This is a genomic window from Pantoea coffeiphila (assembly GCF_016909495.1).
GTDB lineage: Bacteria > Pseudomonadota > Gammaproteobacteria > Enterobacterales > Enterobacteriaceae > Erwinia > Erwinia coffeiphila.
In genome coordinates, this window is sequence record NZ_JAFBFW010000007.1 from 150,933 (window position 1) to 177,367 (window position 26,435).

The 26,435-nt window shown below is 56.5% G+C and carries 31 protein-coding genes; 17 read left to right on the top strand and 14 right to left on the bottom strand.

Features of this window, described 5'->3' with window-relative positions; all coding sequences use genetic code 11:
- Nucleotides 1-148 precede the first annotated feature (148 nt).
- From JOE09_RS21485 to JOE09_RS21495, 3 genes are read left to right on the top strand one after another with little or no spacing between them, the layout of a single operon-like run.
- Entirely contained in the window at nucleotides 149-1,075 is a 927-nt protein-coding gene (locus JOE09_RS21485; RefSeq protein ID WP_205067244.1) for a LysR substrate-binding domain-containing protein, read from the top strand.
- Between the two features lie 43 nt (nucleotides 1,076-1,118).
- Complete coding sequence (locus tag JOE09_RS21490) at nucleotides 1,119-1,994, top strand: AraC family transcriptional regulator (protein ID WP_205067245.1); 876 nt, start codon at nucleotides 1,119-1,121, stop codon at nucleotides 1,992-1,994.
- Between the two features lie 29 nt (nucleotides 1,995-2,023).
- The gene (locus JOE09_RS21495; protein WP_205067246.1) at nucleotides 2,024-2,185 is read left to right on the top strand and encodes a hypothetical protein; all 162 of its coding nucleotides are present in this window, start codon (nucleotides 2,024-2,026) and stop codon (nucleotides 2,183-2,185) included.
- A 43-nt stretch (nucleotides 2,186-2,228) separates the two neighbouring features.
- On the opposite strand, the gene JOE09_RS21500 is transcribed toward JOE09_RS21495, so the two are convergent.
- On the bottom strand, nucleotides 2,229-2,777 hold the full coding sequence (locus JOE09_RS21500; RefSeq protein ID WP_234479929.1) for a flavodoxin family protein: 549 nt from the start codon (nucleotides 2,775-2,777) through the stop codon (nucleotides 2,229-2,231).
- A 244-nt stretch (nucleotides 2,778-3,021) separates the two neighbouring features.
- On the opposite strand from JOE09_RS21500, the gene JOE09_RS21505 reads away from it, so the two are divergent.
- The 3 genes from JOE09_RS21505 (at nucleotide 3,022) to JOE09_RS21515 (ending at nucleotide 4,254) form a co-directional block, all read left to right on the top strand.
- The gene (locus JOE09_RS21505; protein WP_205067247.1) at nucleotides 3,022-3,399 is read left to right on the top strand and encodes a winged helix-turn-helix transcriptional regulator; all 378 of its coding nucleotides are present in this window, start codon (nucleotides 3,022-3,024) and stop codon (nucleotides 3,397-3,399) included.
- A 188-nt stretch (nucleotides 3,400-3,587) separates the two neighbouring features.
- Nucleotides 3,588-3,947 (top strand): type II toxin-antitoxin system RelE/ParE family toxin, encoded by a 360-nt coding sequence (locus JOE09_RS21510; RefSeq protein WP_205067321.1) that lies wholly within the window; start codon nucleotides 3,588-3,590, stop codon nucleotides 3,945-3,947.
- Nucleotides 3,931-4,254 carry a helix-turn-helix domain-containing protein gene (locus tag JOE09_RS21515; RefSeq protein WP_205067248.1) on the top strand — a complete coding sequence of 108 codons (324 nt, stop codon included), beginning with the start codon at nucleotides 3,931-3,933 and terminating at the stop codon, nucleotides 4,252-4,254. The genes JOE09_RS21510 and JOE09_RS21515 overlap by 17 nt, the downstream gene beginning before the upstream one ends.
- 272 nt (nucleotides 4,255-4,526) lie before the next feature.
- Here the strand turns inward: JOE09_RS21515 and JOE09_RS21520 are convergent, their stop codons facing one another.
- The 3 genes from JOE09_RS21520 to JOE09_RS21530 all read right to left on the bottom strand — a co-directional run bounded on the left by JOE09_RS21520 (nucleotide 4,527) and on the right by JOE09_RS21530 (nucleotide 6,895).
- Complete coding sequence (locus JOE09_RS21520; protein ID WP_205067249.1) at nucleotides 4,527-4,838, bottom strand: antibiotic biosynthesis monooxygenase; 312 nt, start codon at nucleotides 4,836-4,838, stop codon at nucleotides 4,527-4,529.
- 188 nt (nucleotides 4,839-5,026) lie between these two features.
- Nucleotides 5,027-6,016, bottom strand: a complete 990-nt coding sequence (locus tag JOE09_RS21525; protein ID WP_205067250.1) for an aldo/keto reductase — start codon at nucleotides 6,014-6,016, stop codon at nucleotides 5,027-5,029.
- 27 nt (nucleotides 6,017-6,043) lie between these two features.
- Nucleotides 6,044-6,895: an aldo/keto reductase gene (locus JOE09_RS21530; protein WP_205067251.1), complete on the bottom strand. Its 852-nt coding sequence runs from the start codon at nucleotides 6,893-6,895 to the stop codon at nucleotides 6,044-6,046.
- Between the two features lie 542 nt (nucleotides 6,896-7,437).
- On the opposite strand from JOE09_RS21530, the gene yafN reads away from it, so the two are divergent.
- Together yafN and JOE09_RS21540 are read left to right on the top strand one after the other, a co-directional pair.
- The gene (gene yafN, locus JOE09_RS21535) at nucleotides 7,438-7,731 is read left to right on the top strand and encodes a type I toxin-antitoxin system antitoxin YafN (RefSeq protein ID WP_205067252.1); all 294 of its coding nucleotides are present in this window, start codon (nucleotides 7,438-7,440) and stop codon (nucleotides 7,729-7,731) included.
- Nucleotides 7,728-8,132: a type II toxin-antitoxin system YafO family toxin gene (locus tag JOE09_RS21540; RefSeq protein WP_239553239.1), complete on the top strand. Its 405-nt coding sequence runs from the start codon at nucleotides 7,728-7,730 to the stop codon at nucleotides 8,130-8,132. The genes yafN and JOE09_RS21540 overlap by 4 nt, the downstream gene beginning before the upstream one ends.
- Nucleotides 8,133-8,144: 12 nt before the next feature.
- Here JOE09_RS21540 and JOE09_RS21545 read toward each other — a convergent pair whose 3' ends face one another.
- Entirely contained in the window at nucleotides 8,145-9,467 is a 1,323-nt protein-coding gene (locus tag JOE09_RS21545; RefSeq protein ID WP_205067253.1) for a cation:proton antiporter, read from the bottom strand.
- Between the two features lie 141 nt (nucleotides 9,468-9,608).
- Nucleotides 9,609-10,361: a FadR/GntR family transcriptional regulator gene (locus JOE09_RS21550; protein WP_200544256.1), complete on the bottom strand. Its 753-nt coding sequence runs from the start codon at nucleotides 10,359-10,361 to the stop codon at nucleotides 9,609-9,611.
- Between the two features lie 193 nt (nucleotides 10,362-10,554).
- On the opposite strand from JOE09_RS21550, the gene JOE09_RS21555 reads away from it, so the two are divergent.
- The 8 genes from JOE09_RS21555 to JOE09_RS21590 all read left to right on the top strand — a co-directional run bounded on the left by JOE09_RS21555 (nucleotide 10,555) and on the right by JOE09_RS21590 (nucleotide 17,743).
- Nucleotides 10,555-11,295: an SDR family oxidoreductase gene (locus tag JOE09_RS21555; RefSeq protein WP_200544254.1), complete on the top strand. Its 741-nt coding sequence runs from the start codon at nucleotides 10,555-10,557 to the stop codon at nucleotides 11,293-11,295.
- 14 nt (nucleotides 11,296-11,309) lie between these two features.
- Nucleotides 11,310-12,158 carry a fumarylacetoacetate hydrolase family protein gene (locus tag JOE09_RS21560; protein WP_205067254.1) on the top strand — a complete coding sequence of 283 codons (849 nt, stop codon included), beginning with the start codon at nucleotides 11,310-11,312 and terminating at the stop codon, nucleotides 12,156-12,158.
- On the top strand, nucleotides 12,155-13,441 hold the full coding sequence (locus tag JOE09_RS21565) for an enolase C-terminal domain-like protein (RefSeq protein WP_205067255.1): 1,287 nt from the start codon (nucleotides 12,155-12,157) through the stop codon (nucleotides 13,439-13,441). Before JOE09_RS21560 ends, JOE09_RS21565 begins: the two co-directional genes overlap by 4 nt.
- Before the next feature lie 2 nt (nucleotides 13,442-13,443).
- Entirely contained in the window at nucleotides 13,444-14,301 is an 858-nt protein-coding gene (locus tag JOE09_RS21570; RefSeq protein ID WP_205067256.1) for an amidohydrolase family protein, read from the top strand.
- A complete protein-coding gene (locus JOE09_RS21575; RefSeq protein ID WP_205067257.1) occupies nucleotides 14,279-15,055 on the top strand; it encodes an L-fucose dehydrogenase in 777 nt (258 codons plus the stop codon). Before JOE09_RS21570 ends, JOE09_RS21575 begins: the two co-directional genes overlap by 23 nt.
- Nucleotides 15,052-15,402 carry an L-rhamnose mutarotase gene (locus JOE09_RS21580; protein WP_205067258.1) on the top strand — a complete coding sequence of 117 codons (351 nt, stop codon included), beginning with the start codon at nucleotides 15,052-15,054 and terminating at the stop codon, nucleotides 15,400-15,402. The genes JOE09_RS21575 and JOE09_RS21580 overlap by 4 nt, the downstream gene beginning before the upstream one ends.
- Nucleotides 15,403-15,443: 41 nt before the next feature.
- A complete protein-coding gene (gene fucP, locus JOE09_RS21585) occupies nucleotides 15,444-16,673 on the top strand; it encodes an L-fucose:H+ symporter permease (protein ID WP_205067259.1) in 1,230 nt (409 codons plus the stop codon).
- A 176-nt stretch (nucleotides 16,674-16,849) separates the two neighbouring features.
- Nucleotides 16,850-17,743, top strand: a complete 894-nt coding sequence (locus tag JOE09_RS21590) for an alpha/beta fold hydrolase (protein ID WP_338049378.1) — start codon at nucleotides 16,850-16,852, stop codon at nucleotides 17,741-17,743.
- Between the two features lie 15 nt (nucleotides 17,744-17,758).
- On the opposite strand, the gene JOE09_RS21595 is transcribed toward JOE09_RS21590, so the two are convergent.
- A complete protein-coding gene (locus tag JOE09_RS21595) occupies nucleotides 17,759-19,201 on the bottom strand; it encodes an MFS transporter (protein WP_205067260.1) in 1,443 nt (480 codons plus the stop codon).
- 127 nt (nucleotides 19,202-19,328) lie between these two features.
- On the opposite strand from JOE09_RS21595, the gene JOE09_RS21600 reads away from it, so the two are divergent.
- Nucleotides 19,329-20,258: a LysR substrate-binding domain-containing protein gene (locus JOE09_RS21600; RefSeq protein WP_205067261.1), complete on the top strand. Its 930-nt coding sequence runs from the start codon at nucleotides 19,329-19,331 to the stop codon at nucleotides 20,256-20,258.
- On the opposite strand, the gene JOE09_RS21605 is transcribed toward JOE09_RS21600, so the two are convergent.
- From JOE09_RS21605 to panB, 7 genes are all read right to left on the bottom strand, one after another.
- Nucleotides 20,242-21,207 (bottom strand): helix-turn-helix domain-containing protein, encoded by a 966-nt coding sequence (locus tag JOE09_RS21605; protein ID WP_205067262.1) that lies wholly within the window; start codon nucleotides 21,205-21,207, stop codon nucleotides 20,242-20,244. The two genes, JOE09_RS21600 and JOE09_RS21605, sit on opposite strands and share 17 nt — an antisense overlap.
- Nucleotides 21,208-21,396: 189 nt before the next feature.
- Nucleotides 21,397-22,284 carry an alpha/beta fold hydrolase gene (locus JOE09_RS21610; RefSeq protein ID WP_205067263.1) on the bottom strand — a complete coding sequence of 296 codons (888 nt, stop codon included), beginning with the start codon at nucleotides 22,282-22,284 and terminating at the stop codon, nucleotides 21,397-21,399.
- Nucleotides 22,285-22,333: 49 nt separating this feature from the next.
- Nucleotides 22,334-23,176, bottom strand: a complete 843-nt coding sequence (locus JOE09_RS21615) for a transporter substrate-binding domain-containing protein (protein WP_205067324.1) — start codon at nucleotides 23,174-23,176, stop codon at nucleotides 22,334-22,336.
- Nucleotides 23,166-23,918 carry an amino acid ABC transporter permease gene (locus JOE09_RS21620; RefSeq protein WP_205067264.1) on the bottom strand — a complete coding sequence of 251 codons (753 nt, stop codon included), beginning with the start codon at nucleotides 23,916-23,918 and terminating at the stop codon, nucleotides 23,166-23,168. Before JOE09_RS21620 ends, JOE09_RS21615 begins: the two co-directional genes overlap by 11 nt.
- 9 nt (nucleotides 23,919-23,927) lie before the next feature.
- Nucleotides 23,928-24,626, bottom strand: a complete 699-nt coding sequence (locus tag JOE09_RS21625; RefSeq protein WP_205067265.1) for an ABC transporter permease subunit — start codon at nucleotides 24,624-24,626, stop codon at nucleotides 23,928-23,930.
- An 11-nt stretch (nucleotides 24,627-24,637) separates the two neighbouring features.
- Nucleotides 24,638-25,378 (bottom strand): amino acid ABC transporter ATP-binding protein, encoded by a 741-nt coding sequence (locus JOE09_RS21630; RefSeq protein ID WP_205067266.1) that lies wholly within the window; start codon nucleotides 25,376-25,378, stop codon nucleotides 24,638-24,640.
- Nucleotides 25,379-25,631: 253 nt separating this feature from the next.
- Nucleotides 25,632-26,432, bottom strand: coding sequence for a 3-methyl-2-oxobutanoate hydroxymethyltransferase (panB, locus tag JOE09_RS21635; protein ID WP_205067267.1), 801 nt, complete (start codon nucleotides 26,430-26,432; stop codon nucleotides 25,632-25,634).
- Nucleotides 26,433-26,435: the final 3 nt, after the last annotated feature.

Consider the following 26,435-nt stretch of genomic DNA (forward strand, 5'->3'; position numbering starts at 1 on the left):
TTTTTCCGGGCGATAATCAGCGCTTTCTAACGGCTTTGGTCAGTTTTGGTTACATCAAGGTGGCGGGGTCGTCGCCGATAACCTGTTGAAAATGCGGGGTGCATGATAAGTTAACCCGTATTGCCGGATAATCATTCAGGAGTTGCCGATGTCAGGTTTTCCCCCCATTGCCAGTTTGCGCAGCCTGGAAGCCGTTGCCCGTCTGGGCAGCGTGACCCGTGCAGCAAAAGAGCTTTGCGTGACGCATTCGGCTATCAGCCAGCAGATCAAACAGCTCGAGGAGCTGATCGGCGTGAGGCTGTTTATCCGTCACGGTCGTGGATTACAGATCAATGAGGCGGGCAGGCTGTATGCACTGCACATTCGCGATGCGCTAAGTCGCATCAGTGATGCCACCCGCCTGGTGCAGGTTAATCCGCGAAAATCCGAGCTGACCATCGCCACCGTGCCGTCATTTGGCAACCACTGGCTCACGCCAAGGCTACAGCGTTTTCGCCAGCTGCACCCGCATATTACCCTGCGCCTGACGGTGAGCCTGACCGTTAACGATATTACTGAACATCCCAGCGATATTGTTATTCGTATGGGCAACGGCGACTGGCAGGGCGTGGAGTGCCGGTATCTCTTTGGCGACGAGCTGATTGTGGTGGCTTCACCGACATTTAACGGCGGACGGCTGCCCGCCACGCCGGAAGACGTGGCGGAAAGTCAGATTATTTTCTCGTCGGAGTCCTGGAAAACCTGGTGCAGTAGCGCCGGGCTTGGCGCTGAAATCCTGCCTGCGGGGCTGTGCATTAATGACTCCAATCTGGTGCTGGAGGCAGTAAGGCGCGGGCAGGGCATTGCGCTGGAGAGGCGCACGCTGGTGCAGGATGCGCTGCTGCGTGGTGAACTGGTACAGCTGACCCGTTTTCGTGGCGACTACCCCTGGTCATACTGGCGGGTTACGCCGCTGCACGCTGAGAAACCGGCGGAAGTGGCGCTGTTCAAGGCCTGGCTGGATGAGGAAGTGGCCGCGTGGAAGCTTCAGCAACAACAGCTCCCGGCGCAATGTCAGCAAGATCCGTCAGGCTGACCGCCCGCTGGCTGTGGAATAGTGGTTGCTCAAGGAGAATGTGATGCCAGACGATAAAATTGAAGAGTATCGCCGCCGCTTTGACGGGGTGTTTGCCTATATTGAGCGCCATCTTGACGATGTGCTGCTGCTTGAAAAGTTGAGTGCGGTGGCGCATTTTTCGCCGTATCACTTTCACCGGCAGTTCGCCGCCTGCTGCGGGGTGACGCCGTGGCGATATATTCAGCTGATGCGGCTGAAACATGCTTCGTACCGGCTGGCATTCAACTCTGCGGAAAAAATCACTGATATCGCGCTGGATGCGGGCTTCCAGCATTCGGAGTCGTTCAGCCGGGCATTTAAGCAGATGTTTGGCATGACCCCGAGTGAATTTCGCCTGCAGCCTGCCTGGGTAACCTGGCACCAGCGTATGCCACAGCTAAATCTGAGACGGAGAGAGAAAATGCCCGTTGAAATTAAAACATTTCCGGCAACGCAGATCGCTATGCTGACCCATCGCGGGCAGCACGAGCGTATTAACGAAACGGCAGCGCGCTTTATTGCCTGGCGTAAAACTACCGGATTGTCGCCGGTACTCACCAGCCAGACGTTCGGAATTGCACCGGACGATCCGGCCACCACCGACCCGCAGGTATTTCAGTTTCATATCTGTGGATCGGTCACCGCACCGATCCCGGAGGATAACCCGTTCGGCGTGGTGAACGGCACAATTCCCGGCGGCCGCTGCGCGGTGCTGCGCCACTGCGGATCGCACGATGCATTAACCGAGCTGGCACAGCAGATGTATCGCGACTGGCTGCCTGCGAGCGGCGAGGAACTGCGCGATTTTCCGCTGTATATGCACTATATGAATTTTGTGCATGAGGTGCCGGAACATGAGCTGGTGACGGATATTTATCTGCCGCTGAAGACGTTGTAGTAAGAGTAAAGTACGCAGGATTTAATTCGATGCTGATGCTGATGCTGATGCTGATGCTGATGCTGATGCTGATGCTGATGCTGATGCTGGTACTGGTGCTGGTGCTGGTGCTGGTGCTGGTGCTGGTGCTGGTGCTGGTGCTGGTGCTGGTGCTGGTGCTGGCCGCAGCATCGAATCTGCCTGGCGGATAAGTGAAGAATGCCCCGCCTGCTTAACGCGGCGGGGCACTGCTTATCAGTTAAAACGCCGGGCAACAGAGGCCACGCGCTCACCGAATTTCACTGCGGTTTCCAGATCGCCGGAGGCAATCTTATCCGCGCCCGCGTCTGAAGGCGACTGCACCAGCAGGCCCACGGAGCCGCCGAGGTTGTTCACGTCTTCGCGCGTTGAGGCCAGGGTATTGGCCGGAGGGAAGCCGAGGCTGACCCAGATCCCGCCGTGCTGTGATGCCAGCGTTTGCAGGTACTGCAGGGAGACCTGCTTGTCGCCGTTCAGGCTGGCGCTGTTGCTGAAACCAGCGAAGATTTTATCCTGCCAGCCGCGGGTGAACCAGATTTTGGATGAAGCATCTGCGAACTTTTTGAACTGCCACGGCACGCTGCCCATATAGGTTGGTGCGCCAAAGATGATCGCTTTGGCCTCGTTTAGTTTCTGCCAGTCGCTCTCCTGGATATCGCCATTCTGGTCAACGGCAATCAGTTCAGCCTGTGCGCCCTCGGCCACTTTCTCTGCCACCAGCTTGGTATGTCCGTAGCCGGAAAAATAAACCACCGCAATACTCATGATAGATCCCCTTGATTAACAATCGTTATTCGGTCCGGCCCGTGAGCGTTTACGCCCCGGCCAGAAATCTCATCCACAACACTTTCTGAATTCAGCGCGTTCGCGTATGGCTTTGCTATTTCTTGCGCCTTAGTATCCAATAGAAACCACGTGCAAGTTATACCAGCGTTGTTTACAGCGCGGAAGAAGGCACCTTATCGCCACTACGTTTCCAAAAGGAAACCGGCACCAGAGGAATAAGCATATGAATAAAGAGCATTTAGCCTGGGATGTGTACAGCAATCAGTGCCCGACCCGCGAGGTGCTGGCCAGGCTGGCGGACAAATGGGCGCTGCTGATTCTGGGCCGGTTGGAAAGCGGCCCGGTGCGTTTTAACAACCTGCGCCGCGACGTACAGGGCATTTCACAGAAGGTATTAACCCAGACTTTGCGCAAGCTGGAGCGCGACGGCCTGATCGCCCGCCAGGTTTTTGCTACCGTGCCGGTCACGGTGGAATACAGCATCACCCCGCTGGGCCAGACGCTGACTAAAACCGTTTCGGTATTGATGCACTGGGCGGAAAAGAATATGGATGCGGTACTGGCGGCGCAGGCGGCTTATGATGCGGCGAATGTGGGGTGACTAACCGGTAGCCGCAAACGGCAGCAGGTTAACTGGCTCTGCAAATGATGTGACAGTGCATTCATGAGGTGGATTGAACTGTGCATCCGATAGCAGCAGTGTTGTTTGATTTTTGTACTTCAAACATGAACAAACAAAGTATAAGCTATCACCTGGTGCTAGAGTTAAGTTTACAGGATGTAAGCCAGATGCGTGTATTCAAAACCAGATGGTTTAGCAAGGTGGCTAAATCTCACGCTATCAATGATAGCGAGTTATGCAAAACTGTTAAGGCTGTAATACAGGGGAAAGCGGACGATCTCGGTGGGGGAGTCTATAAAAAACGCCTAAACCAAAATCGCGATAGGGCTATTATTTTGGCAAAAGGTGGGGAGCATTGGTATTACACTTACCTTTATGCCAAGCAGGATAAAGCCAATATCGATCGAGGCGAACTGTCTGCATTTCGTGAACTGGCCAGGCATTATGCAACGCTTGTTGATAAGAAAATTTTGGCATTGGTTGTAAGTAAAGAACTGGTGGAGATTTGCCATGACGACGAGAAGTAAATTTAAAAGCCCGGCATTCGAAGCAATCCACATTGCAGCAGCAGGATTATTCAGTGTGGATGCTATTCCTGCTGAAACAATGCGCAACTTTGATAAGGCCTGTCTTAGTAACGTGGAAAACCTTCAGCCGACTGAAATAAAGGCACTTCGTGAAAAGTTAAACGTCAGTCAGCCCGTTTTCGCCAGGTACCTGAACACCAGCGTTTCGACAGTGCAAAAATGGGAAACTGGGGTAAAACGTCCTGGCGGGCTGTCGTTGAAATTACTGAGGGTGGTCCAGAAGCATGGGCTGGAAGTGCTGATCTGATTGAAATGTTAAACAAACAGCATCGCTGTGTTGAAAAGTGAGTCACAAGCCAGTTAAGTTTGCCGATAATACTGTCTGGCAAGATATCTGTGTCATTCATCACTGAAATATTACCCTGTGATTGACTCCGTCCGCGCATCGAAATCAATGCGTAGCGGAACCCCCAGTGGAAGGGTGAGCATGGGACGCGCAAAGAAAGCGAGAGGTATTGTCATAAAGCAGTTTGGGCCAGCCGCGTCCGTTGCAAAGCCATATCGGATTCTCTTCCCTGATTACAGTGGCGCCACATTGTCCACTTCATGCTGGAAAACGTAGGGATCGGACAGCAGTTCAAAGGCTTCATCGTCCGGGTAGGTGACGGCAACGTGGTAGTCTTCACCGGCAAAGGCTTTCACCGCAGCAAGATCCTGCCAGTATGTCGCCAGGAAAAAATGTTCCCAGTCTGCCTGAGTTTCCCGGCGCACCAGCGCTCCGCAGTTCCCCGGCACGCTTTTTGAGTGTTCCACGCCGGTTTCCTCAAGGTGCTGAGCAAAACCCTCAGCGTGTTTTAGCGGCACGCAGCCGTGCCATGTCCTGACTATCATCCGCATTCCCTTTCCTGGTCAAATAATCTAACCATACTATCGTAAAAAACAGGATTGTGTAGGGGTGAAAACGGGGCCTGCAAGAGACCCCTTTGAAGAAAATGGCTGAAGAGTTCATAGGTTTAAGGCGGGCGAATCGTTAAAACTGCGCTACGACTGCGCTATGGCAGCGCCGCTATCGCTGAACATTAGCGCCCGACCCGGGCCGCCAGTGCGGCAGGATAGCGTTCGCCGGTAATCTTCACCGTTTCCAGCGCCTGTGCGATCTGGCGCAGCTCATGCTGATTCAAAGCGACATTCGCCGCCGCCAGGTTTTCATCCAGCCGGTGCAGCTTCGTCGTGCCCGGGATTGGCACAATCCACGGCTTCTGTGCCAGCAGCCATGCCAGCGCTATCTGCGCAGGGGTGATGCCTTTTTCTGCCGCGATGCCGGCCAGCAGAACCCGCAGCTGTTCATTCGCTTCCAGCGCGTCGGCGGCAAAGCGCGGAACCTTACTGCGGAAATCGTCATCACCAAAGGTGGTTCCTGCTTTAATTGCCCCGGTCAGGAAGCCTTTGCCCAGCGGGCTGAACGGAACAAACCCGATGCCCAGCTCTTCCAGCAGCGGCAGGATTTCCTGCTCGGGTTCACGCCACCACAGGGAGTACTCGCTTTGCAGCGCGGCGACCGGCTGCACGGCATGCGCGCGGCGAATGGTCTGCGCACCGGCTTCCGACAGGCCGAAGTGCTTCACCTTGCCTTCGGCAATCAGATCCTTCACCACCCCGGCAACGTCTTCAATCGGCACATCCGGATCGACGCGGTGCTGATACAGCAGGTCGATAACCTCCGTATTCAGCCGACGCAGCGATCCTTCCACGGCCTGGCGAATGTGCTCCGGGCGGCTGTTTAAAATCTGCTGCTTGTTGTCATCGCCGAAGGTAAAGCCGAATTTGGTCGCGATGACCACCCGGTCGCGAAACGGTTTTAGCGCCTCGCCAACGACTTCTTCGTTGAGATACGGGCCGTACACTTCGGCAGTATCAAAGAAGGTGACGCCGCGTTCCACGGCGGCGCGGATCAGTTCGATGGCCTGACGGGTGTCCGTTGCGGGGCCGTAGCCGTGGCTCAGGCCCATACAGCCCAGCCCGAGCGCCGAGACTTCCAGTCCGGAATGACCAAGATAACGTTTTTGCATCACGTAACTCCCTTATTTGTCAGGATGTTAAACATCAAGTTTACGGCCGGTCAGCCATTCAATTCTCGCCGGGTCGCGGTGTGAGAAGAACGCGCTGGTGGCGGTATCCAGCGCGGTAATTTGCTGCATATCCTGCGGGCTAAGCGTGAAGTCGAGGATGCTCATGTTCTCTGCCATCCGCGCCCGTTGTACGGTCTTTGCCAGCGAGACGATGCCACGCTGGAAAATCCAGCGCAGCACAACCTGGCCCACGCTTTTACCGTACTGCTCACCGATGGCGGTTAACAGCGGATGCTGGAACAGGCCGTTTCGGCCTTCGGCAAAGGGTGCCCAGGCTTCAGGCTGGATACCACGGCCCAGCATCCACGGCACCGGGTGCAGCTGTTGGTTGAAGGGGTTAACTTCAATCTGATTGACGGCGGGAACGACCGTGTTAAAAGCGATGAGGTCGGCAAGTCGGTCCGGGTGGAAGTTGCTGACGCCGATCGCCCGGATTTTCCCGGCCTGATACAGCTCCTGCATCGCCCGCCAGGCACCGTGGACGTCGCCGTAGGGCTGATGAATCAGATAGAGGTCAACATAGTCCAGCTGCAGCCGATTCAGCGAACGTTCAAACTGGGCTTTCGCGCCGTCATAGCTGGCATCCTGCAGCCACAGTTTGGTGGTGATGAACAGCTCGCTGCGCGCGATGCCGCTTTGTTTAAGCGCATTGCCGACCTGGGTTTCATTCTGGTAGGACGCAGCGGTATCAATCAGGCGATAGCCGACATCGATAGCGTCAATCACGGCACGCTCGCATTCGGCGGCGTCGGTCATCTGGAATACACCAAAGCCCAGCAGGGGCATTTTAGTGCCGTTGTTCAGTGTTACCGAGTGCATCACGATTTCCCTCAGCGGTGGTCAGAGGGAAAAGCATAACCCGGAGTGATTGATGTGATTAGAGGAGTTAATTTGCCAGGGTTTATGATTATTTTTCATAAATAATCGACCAGCTCAGCTCAGCTCAGCTCAGCTCAGCTCAGGCCAGCTCAGGCCAGATCAGCTTCGCACTGCCTCCAGCCAGTCGTTGACCGTTTCACCAGCGGCTTATCCCGGCGAGCCGCTGTCAGCGGAACAGTTGCCAGCGTCAGCCCGGCCATGGCGGAGAGCAGCATTCGGCGAGTGGGATCGGGTTTTTCTTGCCTGACGGGCGGCTAATCGGCCCGGTACACGCGATGGCTGCTGCCTGTGTGTCCGGGGAGTGGCAATCAGAGTAGCCTTAGCGAGGGAATAATATAATGGTGTCAGGCAGGCAGGGGTTATGAAGCGGATTCATAGATGATTTAATTGAAGTGACTCTGTACAATCTCTACCGTTCAAAATTGATGTCTATTATAACGTGCATTATAATGTGTATTGTTGGGTACACTAAAAGGTGAATCATGGAACGTATTCTTGCGGAAAAATCCATCAACATCACAGAGTTGAGAAAAAACCCGGCGAAATATTTTATTGATGAACCGGTCGCCGTACTGTCAAATAACCGGCCTGCGGGCTATATGGTGAGTGCACGGGTGTTTGAAGCACTGATCGATCTGTTAGAAGAGAAACAGGGCAAAACGCATATTGCCGCACGTTTTCGGCCTGCGGCTGAACGCTTGAGCCATATTGCCGATAGTGGGCAGGCGCTATTGGACAGCGCCTCGGATAAGGATCTCACTGAGTTCACGGAATGAGCATAAGGATTTTTAAATCTGCACTAATCCGCCAGCAATTGAGCCAGCAGGAACTGGATGATTTGGTTGCGGATTTTCTGATCTATAAACAGGAAGATGTACTGCCCGATACGTTTGGTCGGGACGCACTTTATGACGATGATGCCACCTCTCCCTTAGTGAAAGAGGAGCGGGTGGCACATATCCATCTCGCCGATGCAGACTCGCATTTCCCTCATTTTCTCCGCCAGTTCAAACGCACCAGCGATCTTGCTCATCTGGTTTACTGCCAGGGTGTAATGGAGCCTGACTGCTATCTTCTGATTATCATTCTCAAGCCCGACGCACACAAAATGGCAAGAAATAACAACCATATGCACAAGATTGGCGCCATGGCTGAAGCATTTAAAATGAAACATTAAAAGCGTTAATCATCAGCCCTCTTTCCGCCGCAGCATCGCCATCAGCGGCGTGACCGAAATGCCGTGTACCAGCACGCTGGCGGTGACAATGGTCAGGGCGATATCGGTCACCCGTGTGGCATCTGCCCCCTGCATACCGTGGACCCAGGCGTAAGCGATATAGTTCAGGCTGCCAATGCCGCGGATGCCCAGCCAGCCCAGACTGGCGCGATGCAGCAGCGTGGTGCCGGAACGCCAGGTCACGAAAAATACCGCCAGCGGGCGGATCACCACAAAAATAAGCAGCGCCAGCAGCAGGGCGGATGCATTCCAGTGGCCGGAAAGCGTAACGCCCAGCACGATGATCAGCCCGGCGGCCAGCAGCCGCTCCACTGTATCGCCAAAGGAGAGCGCATCGCCGATCACCAGACCGACCGATTTAATCGGCGTGCGCTCCTCAATGCCGTGGCGCGTGTGCGGGTTAATCTGCATCTCTGCCGGAAAATCGTGAATATCTTCCTCTTTGTCAGCGTGTCTTCTCTGCACGCTGATTTCAGCGCTGCGTAGCCCGATACCCGCGGCAAAAGCAGCCAGAAAGCCCGATGCGCTGAGAGACATCGCCAGTGAAAAACTCAGGCAGATAAGCGCCAGAGCAACGAAATCACTGGGTGCCATGTCCCCCTGCGCATGGCGCGATCGGGTAGCAATCAGGCCAATAAACCGGCCCAGTGCAAAACCAATCAGTAGACCTCCTGCCAGCGCCCAAACCAGATCAACGCTCACCCAGGCGAACCATTCCTCCACGGCAGGGACCTCTCCAGCTTGATACCAGATCAATGCCAGCATCAGGAAGGGCAGCGCCGTGCCGTCATTCAGGCCTGCCTCGCTGGAAAGGGCGATGCGTAACTGGTCACCGTCGCGCGCATCGTTGATCGAAACCAGGCTCGCCAGCACCGGATCGGTCGGCGCCAGAATAGCGGCCAGCGCCAGCGAAAGTGGCCAGGACAGCCCCATCAGATAGTGCGCGGCGATCATAATGCCGGCGATAGTCAGCAGCATTCCCGGTAGCGCCAGCATGATGCCGGTTTTCCAGTAGGAAAAGGTGAGCGGAAGGCGGATTTTCAGGCCGGTAATAAACAGCGACGCCGCCATGGCGATCTCGGTTATCCGGCTCGTAAGGGAGGCGTGTGCCAAGATATCAAGGTAGACGATGTTCAGCCCCAGGGGGCCGCAGCCGATGCCCACCAGCAGATAAAGGCCGAACACTGGTATCGGCGCGCGGCTGATCCAGCCATAGGACAACGACATCAAAAGTAACAGGCCGCCCGCTGCTGCCGTCCACGCCAGATATCCCATACTTCTCCACTTCAGAATAAAAATTTCATTCTTAGGTATAGTTGTTCAGGTCGGTGTTTTCCAGCCGTAGGGGCACAGCCGAACCGGTGAAGATGGTCCGACGGCGCGCAGATAAGCTAAAACTTTGCCTTCGCGGGCGACCTATTCCTGCACCCCACCAAAGGTGGAAATCACCCGTTCGATATGCAGTTTCATCGCCTGCCTGGCGGCTTTCGCATTGCGTTTTTCCAGTGCGTTCAGAATGGCAAGATGCTCATGCTCTGAAACGTTTGGCATATCGCTCGGCGTGAAGTGCGCCTGCAACATGCGGAACATGCTGCCGTAGCGGTGCCCAAGCAGGTGGCCAATGATAAATCCATAAGCAGGATTGCCGCTGGCCTGGGCGATGCGGATATGGAATAACCTGTCGCCGGGATGGGTGTGTGAATTCGCCCGGTTATCTTCACAGTTTTGTTTATAGGCTGCGCGGATCGCCTCCAGCTCGGCATCGCTGGCGTGCAGCGCGGCCAGCGCGGCGGCTTCCGGCTCAATCAGCAGACGGGCCTGTAACAGCGAGAAGGGCGGCAGCTCGGTGGAGAAGTCCAGATTAATCCCCAGCTCGTCGTCCGGCTCGTGCCACTGATCGCGTCCGGCTTCGGCCATCACCGGCTCCGCATTGCTGCGCCGCGCCTTTACGATCACGCCGTTGCCAACCTTCACATCGACCAGGCCTATCACCTCAAGTGCAATCAGCGCCTCGCGCACTGATGCCCGACTGACCTGTAGCTGTTCGGCCAGTTCACGCTCGGCGGGAAGGCGACTGCCGGGCGGAAATTCGTTATTGTCGATCAGCTTGATCAATTGATCGGCTATCTGCCTGTAAAGCCTTGGGTTTTCCATCTTTTTTATCGGCATGTCGCGCTTACCTGAAAATTAAATTTAAGTGACTGCGTGCACAAAAAAGCAACATCACACTTGCCAATGTTACGTAAATGTCAATAAAAAGTAATTCTTCTGCGGCCATCTCGGTACTTTTACGACCCTCAATGTGAGGGAAAGTTCACCTTCAATGGCCTGACCATTAGATCATTATACCAAAGGAGTTGCAATGAACCTACAGGGGAAACGCGTGCTGATCACCGCCGCCGGGCAGGGGATTGGGCTGGCTACCGCTCGCCACTTCGCCGAACTCGGAGCCGAGGTGATCGCCAGCGATATTCAGCTTTCCGCGCTGCACGATCTGCCGGGCATTACGCCCTATCAGCTGGACGTGACCGACCGGCAGGCGATCGCCCGGGCGGCAGAAGAAATCGGCACGCTGGACGTGTTGTTCAACTGCGCGGGTGTGGTGCACAGCGGCAGCCTGCTGGCGTGCAGCGAGAAGGAGTGGCAGTTCGCCCTGGATCTTAACGTGACCGCCATGTTCCACATGATTCAGGCATTTTTGCCGGCCATGCTGGCGCAGAAAAAAGGGTCGATTATCAACATGTCGTCGGTGGCCTCCAGCGTGAAGGGCGTGGCTAACCGTTTCGCCTACAGCACCACCAAGGCGGCGGTGATCGGCCTGACGCGCTCGGTAGCGGCGGATTTTATCGGCGACGGCATCCGCTGTAATGCTATCTGCCCGGGCACCGTCGATTCGCCTTCGCTGCGCCAGCGTATTGCCACGCAGGCCCAGGCCGAAGGGAAAAGCGAAGAGGAAGTCTATCGCGCCTTCGTGGCCCGTCAGCCGATTGGCCGCATCGGCACTGCCGAAGAGATCGCCGCGCTGGCAGCCTATCTGGCCTCCGACGCCAGCGCTTACACCACCGGCACCGCGCAGATTATTGATGGCGGCTGGAGCAATTAATTAAGGAGCACGGCATGAAATTAGTTCGTATTGGTGAACCCGGCCAGGAGCGCCCGGCTATCGTTGATGAAACCGGCGCGCTGCGCGATATCTCCGGCTATGTCGACGATATTGCCGGGGAGGTTCTGCTGCCGCAGTCGCTGGAAAAGCTGCGTCATCTGCCCGTGCATAGCCTGCCGAAAATTGACGGTACCCCGCGAATTGGGGCCTGCGTGGGCCGCATCGGTAAGTTTATCTGCATCGGCCTGAACTACGCCGATCACGCGGCGGAAACCGGCGCAGCGATTCCCGCCGAACCGGTGGTGTTCAGCAAATGGACCAGCTCGGTGGTCGGGCCGAACGATGCAGTGCGCATTCCACGCGGCTCGGTAAAAACCGACTGGGAAGTCGAGCTGGGCGTGGTGATCGGCAAGGGCGGCAGCTACATCAGCGAGGACGATGCCCTGGATCACGTTGCGGGCTACTGCGTGATTAACGATATCTCCGAACGCGAATACCAGCTTGAACGCGGCGGCACCTGGGACAAAGGCAAGGGCTGCGATACCTTCGGCCCGATCGGCCCGTGGCTGGTCACCGCCGATGAAATTGCCGATCCGCAGCAGTTGAATCTGTGGCTGGAAGTGGACGGTCATCGCTATCAGAACGGCAACACGCGCACGATGATCTTCACCGTGGCGCAGATTATCAGCTATCTCAGCCGCTTTATGAGCCTGCAGCCGGGTGATGTGATTTCAACCGGCACGCCGCCGGGCGTCGGGCTGGGTCAGACCCCGCCGGTTTATTTACGTGCGGGCCAGACCATGCGTCTGGGTATTGAAGGGCTGGGTGAACAGCGTCAAACCACCGTTGGAGAATCACTGTGACTACATTAACCGCCCTGCGCGTAGAAGATATCCGTTTCCCGACCTCGCAGCATCTCGACGGCTCCGATGCGATGAACCCGGACCCGGACTACTCCGCCGCCTATGTGATTATCGAAACCGATAACCCGGCGCTGAGCGGCCACGGACTGACTTTCACCATCGGGCGCGGCAACGAGATTTGCTGTGCGGCGATCCGCGCCATGCAGCATCTGCTGGTGGGGCGGCGACTGGCGGATATCACCGCCGACATGGGGCAGTTCTGGCGGGAGATCACCGGCGACAGTCAGCTGCGCTGGATCGGCCCGGATAAGGGGGCGATGCACCTGGCGACCGGCGCGGTGGTCAATGCCGTGTGGGATCTGTGGGCCAAGTCGGCAGGCAAACCGCTGTGGCGGCTGGTGGCCGATATGTCACCGCAGGAGCTGATGCGCTGCATCGATTTCCGCTATCTGACCGACTGTATTACGCCGGCCGAGGCGCTGGATCTGCTGGCCACCCGCGAAGCAGGGAAAGCGCAGCGCATCGCCGATCTGCAGGAAAACGGTTATCCCTGCTACACCACCTCGGCGGGCTGGCTGGGCTACGACGACGACAAGCTGCGTCGCCTGTGCCAGGAAGCGGTGGATGCGGGCTTTTCGCATATCAAACTCAAGGTGGGTCGCGACCTGGCCGACGACAAGCGCCGCGTGGCGATAGCCCGCGACGTGCTCGGCCCGCACCGCCAGCTGATGATCGATGCCAATCAGGTGTGGGAGGTCAACGAGGCGGTGGACTGGGTGAAGGAGCTGGCGTTTGCCGAGCCGTGGTTTATCGAAGAGCCGACCAGCCCCGACGACGTGGAGGGCCACCGCCGCATCCGCGAAGGGGTGCATCCGATTAAGGTCGCCACCGGTGAAATGTGCCAGAACCGTATTCTGTTTAAGCAGTTCATTATGCGTGAAGCCATCGACGTGGTGCAGATCGATGCCTGCCGCCTCGGGGGCGTCAATGAGGTGCTGGCGGTGATGCTGATGGCGGCAAAATACGGCCTGCCTGTTTGCCCGCACGCAGGTGGCGTTGGGCTGTGTGAATACGTCCAGCATCTGTCGATGATTGATTTCGTCTGCATCGCCGGGACGCACGAAGGGCGGGTGATCGAGTTTGTCGACCATCTTCACGAGCACTTCCTGCATCCGTGCGACATTCGCGGTGCGGCCTATATGCCGCCGACGGCACCCGGTTTCTCCATCGAAATGCATCCCGCCTCGCTGGCGCAGTACCGCTTTCAGGGCGAGGGAGCATAACGGTGCGTATTGATGCCCATCAGCACTACTGGCGCTATCGGGCGGCGGATTTTCCGTGGATTGACGAGCAGATGGTGCAGCTGCGACAGGACTTTTTGCCGGTTGACCTGACGCCGCTGCTGGTGGGGCGGGATTTTGACGGCGCGATTACCGTTCAGGCGCGGCAAAGCCTGGACGAGACGGCGCAGCTGTTGCAGTGGGCGGAGTCGCGCGGCAAGGCGGATGCGGTGGTTGGCTGGGTGGATATCACCGCCGCCGATCTGGCCCGTCAGCTGGAAACGCTGCGCCACCCGCGCCTGCGCGGCTTCCGGCACCTGGTGCAGGATGACCCGGACCCGGCCCGCTGGCTGCATCAGCCTTCGGTCGCTGCCGGGATGAGTGAGCTACAGCGGCAGGGCTACGCCTGGGACATGCTGGTGACCTGGCGGCATCTGCCGGAGTTAACCGCTTTTGCCGCGCGGCATGATGAACACTGGCTGGTGCTGGATCATCTGGGGAAGCCCGATATCGCGCGTGGCGCAACGGCCTGGGGCGAGCAGGTCGCCGAGCTGGCAGCGATGCCGCACGTGGTCTGCAAGCTGTCCGGGCTGGTGACGGAAGCCCCCGAGGGGCGGTGGAGCGCGGCACAGCTACGCCCGTTTATTGAGGAAGCGCTGGCGCGGTTTGGCCCGCAGCGCCTGATGTTCGGCTCCGACTGGCCTGTGTGCCTGCTGGCGGCGAACTACGACGAGGTCAGCCAGCTGCTGGAGGACGCAACAGACGCCCTCACGGCGGATGAGCAGGCGCAGATTTGGGGAACAACCGCGGCCCGCGTTTATGGCCTGACAGGAGGCGAAAGTGGATCTGTTTTTAAAAGATAAAGTGGTGATTGTCACCGGTGGCGGCTCCGGGATCGGGGCGGCGATATCAAAACTGCTGGCGGAGGAAGGGGCGATCCCGGTGATTGTCACCAACCGCATGCCGGACGAGATCTGGCTGGCGGATGTGCGGCGCTTGCAGCCCGCGCTGGAAACGGTGATCGCCGAACTCTGTGATGAAGAGAACTGCCGCACGGCGGTTGAACAGGTGATGAAGCGCTTTGGCCGGGTGGATGCGCTGGTGAATAACGCCGGGGTAAACGACGGCGTCGGGCTGGAGGCCGGGCGGGCAGCGTTTGTCTCCTCGCTGGAGAAAAACCTGATCCATTACTACCAGATGACCCATTTCTGCCAGCGGGCGCTGGAAAACAGCCGGGGTGCGGTGGTGAATATCGCCTCAAAAACTGCGCTGAGCGGGCAGGGCGGCACCAGCGGCTACTGTGCGGCGAAGGGGGCTATTCTGTCGCTGACCCGCGAATGGGCGGTGTCCCTGCGTGAAAGCGGCGTGCGGGTGAATGCGGTGGTTCCGGCCGAGGTGATGACCCCGCTGTACGAGCAGTGGATCGCCAGCTTTGACGATCCCGCCGCCCAGCTGGAGAAAATTAATGAACGCATTCCGCTCGGCAAGCGCATGACCACCCCGGAAGAGATCGCCAACACCGTGGTATTCCTGCTGTCGCCGCGCGCCTCGCACACTACCGGTGAGTGGCTGAGCGTTGACGGCGGCTATCTGCATCTTGACCGGGCGCTGCTGTGAGCGGCCGGACGCAGCGGTTCTGCCAGGCGCTGGACCTGGTAGACAGCGAAGAAAAAATCGCCGAATACCAGCGGCTGCATCAGCACATCTGGCCGGAGGTGGCGGCGCATATCCGGCAGCACGGCGTGGTCGATATGGAAATTTATCGCCTCGGCACCCGGCTTTTTATGATTCTGGAGGTGGACGAACGCTTTGACGGAGAACGTTTTAATCAGGCAGCGCTGAACAACCCGATCATTCAGCGCTGGGAAGAACAGATGTGGCAATACCAGAAGCCCACCCCGTGGACCGCCAGCGGCGAGAAATGGGTGGCGATGGCGCGAATATTCTCTTTGCAGGACCAATAAAAACTCTTACCACCCTACAAGTACGCTATGAGGATATAACTATGTCTACAGAACGAATCCGGATGTCATCAAGCATCGGGAGCGGCGGGAGCGTCAGTGTACGCTGGGCGTTTATGCTGATCACCACGCTGTTTTTTATGTGGGGCGTGTCATACGGCCTGCTTGACGTCCTGAACAAGCATTTCCAGGAAACGCTGCACGTGACCAAAGCGCAGTCCGGCCTGTTACAGGGTGCCTACTTTGGTGCCTATTTCCTGGTGGCAATGCCGGCGGGCTACTTTATGAGCCGCCGGGGCTACAAAGCCGGTATTCTGGCCGGTTTGATGCTGTACGCCGTCGGCGCGCTGCTGTTTGTGCCTGCGGCGATGGTGAATAACTTTATGATGTTCCTGTTTGCGCTGTTCGTACTGGCCTGTGGGCTGGGCTGCCTGGAGACGGCGGCGAACCCTTACGCCACCGTGCTGGGCGACCCGAACGGCGCGGAGCGCCGCCTTAACCTGGCGCAGTCGTTTAACGGTCTGGGCCAGTTTGTCGGGCCGATGATCGGCGGTACGCTGTTCTTCTCGCAGACCACGGCGGATGAAGCGCAGGATACGGTGAAAATGACCTATGTGGCGATTGCCTGCGTGGTGATCGGCATCGCCTTCCTGTTCAAGCGCACCGCGCTGCCGGATATCCGCGAGTCGGAAGAGGCGGCGGCTCAGCACGGTAATACTTCACTGTGGCAGCAGAAGCACTTTGTTGGCGGGGTGGTCGCGCAGTTCTTCTATGTGGCGGCGCAGGTTGGCGTCGGGGCTTTCTTTATCAACTATGCCACCGAGCACTGGCACGGCGTGACCAACCAGAGTGCATCCTACATGCTCTCGGTGGCGATGATCTGCTTTATGCTGGGCCGCTTCTTCTCCACCTGGCTGATGGGCCGCGTGGCACCGGCGCTGATCCTCGCCAGCTATGCGGCAATCAACATCGTGCTCTGTGGCGTGGTAATGCTGGGCGTGGGGGATGTCTCGGTGGTAGCGCTGGTGGCGATCTTCTTCTTTATGTCCACCATGTTCCCGACCATTTTCGCCATGGGGGTGAAAAACCTTGGTAATGCCACCAAGCAGGCCAGCTCGTTTATGATTATGGCCATCGTCGGCGGGGCGATCATGCCTTACTTTATGGGGCTGATTTCCGACAAGCTCAGCACCGCCGTTTCATACGGTCTGCCGCTGCTGTGCTTCGTGGTGGTGCTGTTCTATGCCTTAAGCCAGCGCCGGAACGCGGCTTAAGCGCGCGGGATCATGAAGAAGATGCGGAGTTATCTGCCAGCCACGGGTGCGGCAGGCTCCGTGGGGCTGTCTGTTTCAGAAGGATTTTGAAGCAGGCAGTGACCCGGCGGTTTACGCTGGCTTCGGCATCTGCCATGCTGACGGCGAAAATGGACAGATCGCCAGGAAGCTGCCGCGTGATTGATTTTAAAGACTATATTGTACAAACCGATTCGTTACGTGCAGCCCTGCCCGATAGGGCGGTGATAAGCACTGGCCAGGTGGAAGGGCTGCACTACCGGCTTTTCAGGCAGCGCGAAGAGCCTGAGGATGTGGTGGTGATTTATCATGGCGGCGGCGTAAGCGGCGATGCCGGCTACGACGTTATTGCCCGCCAGCTCTGCGCCGAAGGGCCTGTCGCGGCCTGCGTAGTCGATATTCGCGGGCACGGTTTTTCTACGGGTGAGCGCGGCACGGTCGCCCGACCTGACCGTATCTGGCAGGATGTTGATCTGCTGCTGGCCGAAATGCGCCGTCTTTTTCCCAACGCTCGTCGTCATTTGCTGGGGCACTCCAGCGGAGCCGGCATGTTGCTGAACTCCCTCACACGTTTTCCCTTCACCGAACGGGCGGACAGCCTGATTTTGCTGGCACCGGAGCTGGGGCCGTTTTCCGCTACGGCGAGGAAGACGTCAGCACCGTTTGCCCGCGTGCGGCAGTGGCCGTTTGTGGTCAATGCGCTTAGCGGTGGCAGGCTGATGGGGCAGTCGCAGGGCGTCAGCCTGCTGTTCCCTGCGGCGGTACCTGAGCCACCTGCGGGTCTGGTCCGCCACTACAGCGTTAATATGGCGAATGCCCTGACGCCGCGGCATCCGGGCAAGCAGCTGGCCGCATTGCCGATTGCCACACTGATACTGGCCGCCGAGGAAGATGAGATTATCTGCTGCCGCGCGCTGGGTGAATTAGTCGCCCGATCCGGAAATGCCAGGCTGGCGTTTCAGACGATTGATCGGGCATCGCATCTGGGCTGCGTGTTTGTTGCTTATCGCTTTATTCATGATTTTGTCACTGGTTGCAAAGCGCGCCGTTGAAGGCACAACGCCGGGTTAACTGCTGCCAGCGGAGCGATCGGCGCAGATCGCAATCAGCATCCCGATCAGTGCCGCGCCGCTCAGCACGCGGAATACTTCCTGCCAGGCGGCAATCTCCGGCTGCGTGCCGAGCAGCACTGCGATGACCGCCAGCGTTATCGCACCGGCAGTATACTGACTGGTGACGATCAGCGCGCTGGCACGGCCCTGCTGCGGTTCGGAGACGGCCGCCAGCCCGACGGCAAACATCGCCGGATAAATCAGCCCGTGACCCAGCCCGCTCAGGGCAATCCCGCTAATAAACGAAGGTGAAAGTGGATCGGTCAGATTAACGGACAGCAGCCACAGACCCAGTCCGGCGGAGGCAAAGCCCACTATTAACAGACAGGAACCGGCAAAGCGGACGCTCAGCCTGCTGTAGAACGCGTTGCCGAGCACGATCAGCAGCGCCAGCGGGGTGAACAGCAGCCCGGTGGTGACGGCATCAAGATGCTGGCTCTGCTGCCACAGCAGGGTCATGGCGAAAAACTGACTGCCGACGCTGGCCATATAGCAGGCGCTGCTGAGCCATCCCGTTTGCAGACCGGGCAGAATCCGCAGCGATCGCGGCAGCAGCGGCTGTGGCGCATAGCGTTCGTGCAGAATAAACAGCAGGATCGTCGCCGCCGCCAGGCGGTTGGCGAGGAAATCCGCCGCCCCGCTTTCCGCATAGCGCATGAGTGCCCACACCAGTGCACCCGCCGCCGCGCAGCCGATAACTGCGCCGCTGCCTTGAAGCAACAGGAAGATCGGCCTGTGTATTTTTCCTGCTGAATGGCCGCTTGAGGTTAGGCCTGGCCCCATCTTTAAGTCCGACAGGCTTGTCTGCTTGCCAGCAGCCAGAAAATGCCGTCTGACCAGCCACAGCGCCAGCAGCCCCGGCGGCAGGTTGATAAAGAAAATCGCCCGCCAGCTCAACGCGGTCAGCGCACCACCGAGGATAACACCGGCAACCAGCCCGGATGCGCCGATAGCGCTCCAGATCGCCAGCGCGCGGCGGTGTGAATCACCGCTAAACCGCTGAGCCATCAGCGCCAGCACCGTTGGTTGCAGCAGTGCGGCGGCGATCCCCTGACCAGCGCGCGCGGCCAGTAGCAGTTCACCGCTCTGCGCCAGGCCACCCAGCAGCGAGGCGAATAAAAACAGCGTCATGCCGGCGATAAACATCCGCCTGGCCCCCAGCCGATCGCAGAGTGCGCCACCGCTCAGCAGCAGGGCGGCAAACGTCAGGCCGTACAGCGATACCACCCACTGCATCTCGCTGGCTGAAAGATGAAGCCGCTGCGCCAGCGTGGGCAGGGCAACGTAAACAATGGCGTAATCCAGGGCGATCAGCGCCTGGGCGATGCCGGGTGCCAGCAGCGCGCGGTAAGGGAAATCCGTTCGGGCGCGGATAGAGTCGGGGTGTATATCGGTCATAAGCTGTTCCTGTTGAGTCTTTTGATGAATTTAATTCATCTTTTTCTGCGACAGATAACAGATTAATTCCTGTTTTATGGCACAATCAAAGTCATATTATTCAGCCATGAATGAGTTAATTTCAGCTATGAAGTCACGCCGACTGCCACCGCTTACCGCCATCCGCGCTTTTGATGCCGTTGCCCGCCACGCCAGCTTTAAACTGGCGGCAGAGGAAATTGGCGTGACGCCAACCGCTATCAGCCATCAAATCCGCGTACTGGAGGAGTCGCTCGGCCAGCGGCTGTTTATCCGCTCGGCGCGATCGGTCGCCCTGACTCCCGCCGGAGAGATCCTGTTTCGCGCCTCCGGCAACATCTTTGCTACTCTGCGCGAGGCCGTTGACACCCTTAGCGGGGCAGACCGATCGGCCGCGATGACGCTGAGCACCACCTCGAACTTTTTAACCAACTGGCTGGTGCCCCGCCTGCCGCAGCTGAACGCCGAGCTGCCGGAGCTGGAACTTCGTCTGCATAGCGGAACCGAGCTGGTGGATGTACGCGGTGATAAAGCCGACTGTGCGATTCGCTATAGTATGCGTCCGGACGATATGCTGGATAACACGCTGCTGTATGAGGATCGTTTTGTGCTGATAGCCAGCCCGACGCTGGGTATTAAACAGCCGAAAGACCTGATCGGGCAGACGCTGTTTCATATTGAAAATCGACTGATACCCACCCACGAACCCAGCTGGCAGCACTGGAAGGACGCTTTTGGCCCCGACGAGCTGTTAGTGAAGTCCGGTCTTCATTTTGATGATGAGATGCATGCGATTCAGGCGGCGATCGCCGGACAGGGCGTGTTGCTGGCCAGTGAACTGCTGGTGCAGCACGCTTTGGCGCAGAAGCTGCTGCATATTGCACTACCGGGCAGCCTGCCTGGCGGGAAATACTATTTTGTGACCAGTGCCGACAAGGCCGGGCGCGACAATATCACGGCATTTAAACGCTGGTTGCAGCAGGAGTTTCTGCGGGTTGCACAGCGATCGGGGGCATTCACATCTACACTGACTGATTAAAATTATCTCGCCACACCGTGGGTGGGACTTTATATTTATCGCGAAAGTTTTTACTAAAAATATATGAGCTGCTGAATCCGCAGCGCCAGGCAATCTGATCAATCCTGAGATGGATATCGTTTTCCAGCAGTTCACGCGCTTTAATCAGGCGTGTTTCTTTAATCAATGCCATCACCGTAGTTCTTTGTTCTTTAAACGCGCGGTCCAGACTGGAACGGGAATAGCGCAATCTCAGCGATATATGGTCGGGGGATAACGCCGGATTGGAATAATTCTGCGCGATATACGATCGGGCGGCATTATAAACGTGGCAAAGACTCCCGGTAGAAATCAGTCCGGTTTCCTTAGCGACATCCGCCAACATCAATAAGGCCATATCGTGCAGGCCATCAAGGATCAGCGAGGTTGATTTCGCATTCAGCGAGGCGGAATGGCTGTGCAGCAGCATCATATGCGATTTCATAAATGCCATCAGGTGATGGTTTTCCATAGAAAGCATCGGGCCGGGCAGTTTACCGTCAAAAATCTCCTTAACGGCTTCAATATCCGGGATCAGATACAGCTGCCGCACGTCATCGCTGCGATAGGTGTAGTAATCATTGCGCTCGTGGACCATTAGCGAGCCGGACGTCACCTCCGTAGCGGTGGATTTCTGCCTGCCGCTGATGATTTGCGATCCTTCCAGTAAAAGCGAGAAGTACAGCGAAGACTGTGCGGTTTTATGCGGATCGAAAACGGTAATATTTCGCGAGCCATAAGCGCTGCAAAAATCGCCCTTCGTGCCGGAAATGGTTTTATGCTGCGCGATAATTTCTTCCGGGCGGCGATCGTCAACAACGTCAATGCCATAGCAGCTGATATTCTGCGATATCCGCAAATAGCGCTCATCCGGTGGAATATCCGCGGCGTCAAGTTCATGGGGAACATAGAGTTTTGTTGGTCTGGACATCTTCTAAGGGCATCCTTTATTTTACGGCTAAGGCATTTTTATACACGATGTTGAGGATGCAGACCATTATTGAAAGGTAAATAAAAAGATAATGATTCCATTTTGCGCTATTAATCCCACTGTTTCACTATTTTTATAATTTATATTAATAAATTTCGGGGCTGAATACGCCCCGAAAGTTAATGTTATTTACTTATAGTCAATGAAGTTAAGAATGGCCTGGTTAAATTCTTTCGGGGCCTGAATGAACGCGAAATGGCTGGTATTCGGCAGAATAAGCAGCCCTGCACCGGGAATGGTGTCGGCAATGTATTCCAGATGTTGGCGAACAATCGCTTCATCGCGGTCGCCGTCAACGATCAGTACCGGCGCGCTGATTTTCTTCAGATCGCTGTCGCTCCAGTTCGGCTGAGAGGCCCACATATGGCTAATCTGTTCCACAAAAGCGTCATACTGAGTCGGGGTTTTGGATAGCGTGCGGTACTCATTCCCCGCACGTTCGATGTAGCGGGCAAACACCGGGTTTTTCTCGGTATCCGGCTTCACGCCGCTGGTTTTGGTATTAGGAGCAAAGGCGAAAATTTTACCGATTCGCGCCGGATAGCGAATTGCCAAATCGATGCCGATGATGCCGCCGTCGCTCCAGCCTACGATATCGGCTTTCTGGATCTTGAGCTCGTCCAGCAGCGCGACCACATCATCGCTCATCAGATCGTAGCTGTAGGGTCGGCTATCCCGCGTGCTGCGCCCGTGTCCACGACTGTCTACCACAATGACCTGATGATGCTTTGCCAGCGCCGCAACTTGCTCACCCCAGTAATCTGAGTTCGCCAGCCCGCCGTGTAACAGTACTACCGGCGAGCCTTTGCCAGTCGTCGCGTAGTAGAGCTGGATACCGTTAATACTGGCATAGTGGGGTTTGAGCGCAGCGACCGGAGCAGGCGTATTCGGTAGCTGCTGCCAGCGCTCGCTCCAGGCGATGTGGGATGACGGCCCGGCGGCGATGGCGGCTGAGCTACCGCAAACGCCGGCCATTGAGAGCAGTCCGGCAATAAGCAACGTTTTATTCCTGCGCATAGTTTTATCTCCAGATACGATAAACGGGCTGAAATCGCCCGTCGGCACGTTATTCCCAGTCGGTATTCACCTTAACGTCGTTGGCATCAGGCAGCGCATACACGTCTTCGTTGTACCACTTGCGTGACAGCTCAGCGAGCGTGCCGTCTTTCTTCAGTGCGGCGAGTTCGCTGTCCACCGCTTTGATAAGCTTCGGATCGGCGTTCTTTTTATACAGATAAACGTTCGGGAACAGACCGACGGAATCTGAGGCTTTAAGATTCAGGTTTAGCGCTTTATTTAACGCCAGCAGCGCGCCAATAGGATAGATTGCCGCATCGTATTCCCCGGAGGCCACCGCCTTAAAGATATCGGCAGCAGACTGCTCGCCGTTAGGCTGCAGGTTGATCTGCTGAGTGGGATGTTTTTGGTTGTAGTTATCGATCACCGTGTAGCGGGCATCTGAAGTGTGGATCGGCACCAGCTTTTTCTTGCCGCTCGCCAGATCGCTCAGGTTATGAATATCGTTCTCGTTTTCCCGTACGATTAAACGCAGATCGCTGAGGCCGGAAGGTTCAGCAGACCAGGCGTACTTTGCCGCGCGCTCTTTGGTCAGATAAAAGTGGTCAGCAGCCAGCGTATAGGCCCCGGTCGATAATCCGACAATCATCGCATCGCGTGATACCGCGTTATAGTGGAACTTATAGTCTTTCAGCCGCGCGTCCAGCACCTTTAACAGGTCACCGTCGTAGCCGGTGATGTTGTTATTATCATCAACGAAGCTGAACGGGAAACCGTTAGCATTGACGACCACCTCAACGGTTTCGGCATTCGGGCTTTTATCCACCGCCAGTACCGGGCTGATATTCAGCGCCAGCAGTATAGCGCTTGCCACCAGTAATTTACTTTTCAACATATTTCCCCCAAAAAGAGTAAGACGGCACCACGTTATGCGCGTGGTTCTTCCATCGACGGCTAAGAAACAGCTCCAGGCTGCGCAGTGCCCTGGCGACCACCAGACAGAGCGCGATATAAATCACCAGCACCACGCAGTAAGCTTCGACATAGTGAAACCCGCGCGCGGCGGCGATATTGGCTTTCGCCATCACATCAATCACCGTGATGGTGTAAACCAGCGACGTGTCCTTAATCAGATCGATAACCACGCTGGTGTAGTTGGGCAGGGCGGAAACGGCCGCCTGCGGCAGAATAATGCGGCGAAACTGAGTAAAGCCGGTCAGGCCAACTGACCAGGCTGCTTCACGCTGGCTTTTTTCTACCGCATTCCACGCCGAGCGAAAGGTCTCGGCGAAATAGGCGCTGAATACTACCGAAAAAGCGATAACCGCCGCGCTCAGCGGAGCCAGCTTGTAGCCATAAATCGGCTGTTGCGGGCTGCCAAACCATGCGCTGGCTATCCACGGCCAGACGTAAAAGACGAAATAGAGCATCACCAGCATGGGGACCGATCGACCAAATGAGATCATTATCTGGGCGATAGAGTGCAGCACCGGTATCCGACGAATGATTACCCACGCCAGCAGGCCGCCTAAAAGCGTAGAGAACAACAGCGATAGCAGCGTAATTGCCAGCGTGATGGGCAACGCACTGAGAATAAAAAAGGCGTTATTGCGAATAAATTCAACACTAAACATCAGTGACGGTTACTCCAGTAAATAGTGATACTTTTTCTCTATCCGTGAGGTGAGATAAAAGATGATCAGGTTAAGTAACCAGTAAACAAGAATAACGCTAACAAACGCTGCTACCTGTTTAGCGCCATAACTGTTCTGCGAAATTTTTTGCGCACGGCCAAATATATCGACAATGCCGATAATATTAACCAGTGAGGTCATTTTAACCAGGTTGATTAATAAATTACCGAAATTGGGAATGGCAATAATTAAGCCCTGTGGAAAAATGACTCGCGCTATGCCGATCGAATAGGGAATATTCAGGCTTTTCAGCGCTTCTTTCTGCCCGATATCCACTGCTTCCCACGCGGAGCGCATCATCTCGGCAAAATACGGGCTGATGCCCACCGAGATCGCCAGAATCGCAAAGGCGGTATCGCTAATTAACGCGGCAGGAAGAGCCAGCGAAGAAAGTATCAGCTTGCCGCCAAAGAAAAACAGCAGGATCAGCAGCGCCAGCGGCGCACCGCGCAGCGCGTCGGTCACGGTTTTCACCATTATCCGCAATGCTGTGGAACGACTGTAGCCTGACACGGCGAGGATCAGGCCAAGACCCAGCCCCAGCAGCAGAGAGGCCAGCGTAATACCCAGCGTGACCGTCAGGTTTTCCAGCAGTTTAGGAACAATCAGCGTCAGGTCGGCCAACGTCATCAGCGAAGGTGCGGTCATTGATCGACTCCTTAGGCGTGATAACGCAGGCGAGCGAGGAAGGACTGCGTCCGCTGATGGCGGGCCGCACCAAAAATATGCTCCGGCGGACCCTGCTCAACGATTTCTCCCTGGTCCATAAATACCACGCGTGATGCAACCTGACGGGCAAACTCCATCTCATGGGTGACGATAATCATGGTTTGCCCGCGTGCCGCAATGTCCTGAATCAGCGACAGGATCTCACCGACTTTTTCCGGGTCCAGCGCGGAGGTCGGTTCGTCCAGCAGCAGCACGGCGGGCCGGATTGCCAGCGCGCGCGCAATGCCGATGCGCTGTTTCTGCCCGCCGGAAAGACTGTTAGGGTAGCTGTCTTTTTTGTGCAGCAGGCCTACCAGCTTCAACAACCGTTCAGCGGTGGCGATGGCTTCATGGCGCGGACGCTTTTGCGCGTAGATCAGACCTTCGGTGATATTCTGTAGGGCGGTAAGATTATGAAAAAGATTCCAGGACTGGAATACCATCGCGGTTTTAGCACGCATCTTCTCAATGTCTTTCTTCGCGGCATGCTCACAGTCTACGGTAATATTATCAATGGTAATATTACCTGCGTCGGCAGGTTCAAGAAAATTGAGCGTGCGTAGCAGAGTGGTTTTTCCCGAACCGCTTGGGCCAATAATACAAATTATCTCTCCTGCCTCAATAGAAAGTGACACACCTTTTAATATCCGTTCTCCGGAAAAGCTTTTCGTTATTTTCTCTATGGCTATCATATTTTTTTCGCAGTAACCCGTCCCGTGAATCAGGGATTAAGAGTGATATTTGTGTTTTAAATATTGGCTCGAAAAGTGTTGGCGTTATTTAAAAATAATGGAGAGACGTTATCAGCAAGCTTCGCGGCAATCAATACGCGGGCTTGAGCTAATAAATCACAACATCATCATAAAAATTAATATAGTCAGGGTGAGAGGTGAGAGGAGGTTGTTGGCTTAACCGGGTCAGCCCGCTAAGGACCGACCCACGGTGTTATTCTGTGTAGCTGTGTTCCGCTGCGGGGAAGGAGCCATCCTTAACTGAAGAGACATAGCAAGCAATGGCTGCCTGAATCGTACCGCCATCCGCCATAAAGTTACGCACGAACTTCGGCACGCGGCCGCCAAGGCTCAGTCCCAGCATATCGTGAAGAACCAGCACCTGGCCGTCGGTATCCGGTCCGGCACCAATAACAATAACCGGTATATTGACCGCCAAAGCAATGGCCCTGCCAAGCGCTGCCGGCACGGCTTCAACAAGAATCATTGCTGCACCGGCTTTTTCCAGAGTCAGGGCGGTTTCAACCAGTGCGGCAGCCTGGTCCTGCCCGCGACCCTGAACTTTGAAGCCGCCCAGGACATTGACGGATTGCGGCGTCAGGCCGATATGGGCACATACCGGTACGCCATTTCTTGTCAGTTGGGTAATGGTTTCCGCCAGCCACTCACCCCCTTCCAGCTTCACCATCTGCGCACCTGCCTGCATCAACCTGCCACAGTTGTTGAGTGCGCGTTCGAGGGTGGCGCAGGTCATAAAGGAGAGGTCGGCGATAATAAAGCTGCCGCTGTTGCCGCGCTTCACGCTGGCAGTATGGTAAATCATGTCATCTATTGTGACCGGGAGCGTGCTGTCGTGTCCCTGGAGGATCATCCCCAGCGTATCACCAATCAGCAGCATATCCACACCGGCCTGAGCGGATGTGTGGGCGAAAGTGGCATCGTAGCAGGTCAGCATCGCGATTTTTTCGCCGCGCTGCTTCATGGATTTCAGTTGGCTGAGTGTGATATCAGGCATAAA

Coding starts and splice junctions, on each gene's coding strand:
- JOE09_RS21600 (WP_205067261.1), top strand. CDS start 19,329: ATGAAGTCACGCCGACTGCCACCGCTTACCGCCATCCGCGCTTTTGAT.
- JOE09_RS21530 (WP_205067251.1), bottom strand. CDS start 6,895: ATGCACTCGGTAACACTGAACAACGGCACTAAAATGCCCCTGCTGGGC.
- JOE09_RS21605 (WP_205067262.1), bottom strand. CDS start 21,207: ATGTCCAGACCAACAAAACTCTATGTTCCCCATGAACTTGACGCCGCG.
- JOE09_RS21510 (WP_205067321.1), top strand. CDS start 3,588: ATGCGTGTATTCAAAACCAGATGGTTTAGCAAGGTGGCTAAATCTCAC.
- JOE09_RS21595 (WP_205067260.1), bottom strand. CDS start 19,201: ATGACCGATATACACCCCGACTCTATCCGCGCCCGAACGGATTTCCCT.
- JOE09_RS21495 (WP_205067246.1), top strand. CDS start 2,024: ATGCTGATGCTGATGCTGATGCTGATGCTGATGCTGATGCTGATGCTG.
- JOE09_RS21630 (WP_205067266.1), bottom strand. CDS start 25,378: ATGATAGCCATAGAGAAAATAACGAAAAGCTTTTCCGGAGAACGGATA.
- yafN (WP_205067252.1), top strand. CDS start 7,438: ATGGAACGTATTCTTGCGGAAAAATCCATCAACATCACAGAGTTGAGA.
- JOE09_RS21515 (WP_205067248.1), top strand. CDS start 3,931: ATGACGACGAGAAGTAAATTTAAAAGCCCGGCATTCGAAGCAATCCAC.
- JOE09_RS21555 (WP_200544254.1), top strand. CDS start 10,555: ATGAACCTACAGGGGAAACGCGTGCTGATCACCGCCGCCGGGCAGGGG.
- fucP (WP_205067259.1), top strand. CDS start 15,444: ATGTCTACAGAACGAATCCGGATGTCATCAAGCATCGGGAGCGGCGGG.
- JOE09_RS21490 (WP_205067245.1), top strand. CDS start 1,119: ATGCCAGACGATAAAATTGAAGAGTATCGCCGCCGCTTTGACGGGGTG.
- JOE09_RS21505 (WP_205067247.1), top strand. CDS start 3,022: ATGAATAAAGAGCATTTAGCCTGGGATGTGTACAGCAATCAGTGCCCG.
- JOE09_RS21485 (WP_205067244.1), top strand. CDS start 149: ATGTCAGGTTTTCCCCCCATTGCCAGTTTGCGCAGCCTGGAAGCCGTT.
- JOE09_RS21520 (WP_205067249.1), bottom strand. CDS start 4,838: ATGATAGTCAGGACATGGCACGGCTGCGTGCCGCTAAAACACGCTGAG.
- JOE09_RS21620 (WP_205067264.1), bottom strand. CDS start 23,918: ATGTTTAGTGTTGAATTTATTCGCAATAACGCCTTTTTTATTCTCAGT.
- JOE09_RS21545 (WP_205067253.1), bottom strand. CDS start 9,467: ATGGGATATCTGGCGTGGACGGCAGCAGCGGGCGGCCTGTTACTTTTG.
- JOE09_RS21540 (WP_239553239.1), top strand. CDS start 7,728: ATGAGCATAAGGATTTTTAAATCTGCACTAATCCGCCAGCAATTGAGC.
- JOE09_RS21525 (WP_205067250.1), bottom strand. CDS start 6,016: ATGCAAAAACGTTATCTTGGTCATTCCGGACTGGAAGTCTCGGCGCTC.
- JOE09_RS21560 (WP_205067254.1), top strand. CDS start 11,310: ATGAAATTAGTTCGTATTGGTGAACCCGGCCAGGAGCGCCCGGCTATC.
- JOE09_RS21610 (WP_205067263.1), bottom strand. CDS start 22,284: ATGCGCAGGAATAAAACGTTGCTTATTGCCGGACTGCTCTCAATGGCC.
- panB (WP_205067267.1), bottom strand. CDS start 26,432: ATGCCTGATATCACACTCAGCCAACTGAAATCCATGAAGCAGCGCGGC.
- JOE09_RS21550 (WP_200544256.1), bottom strand. CDS start 10,361: ATGCCGATAAAAAAGATGGAAAACCCAAGGCTTTACAGGCAGATAGCC.
- JOE09_RS21625 (WP_205067265.1), bottom strand. CDS start 24,626: ATGACCGCACCTTCGCTGATGACGTTGGCCGACCTGACGCTGATTGTT.
- JOE09_RS21500 (WP_234479929.1), bottom strand. CDS start 2,777: ATGAGTATTGCGGTGGTTTATTTTTCCGGCTACGGACATACCAAGCTG.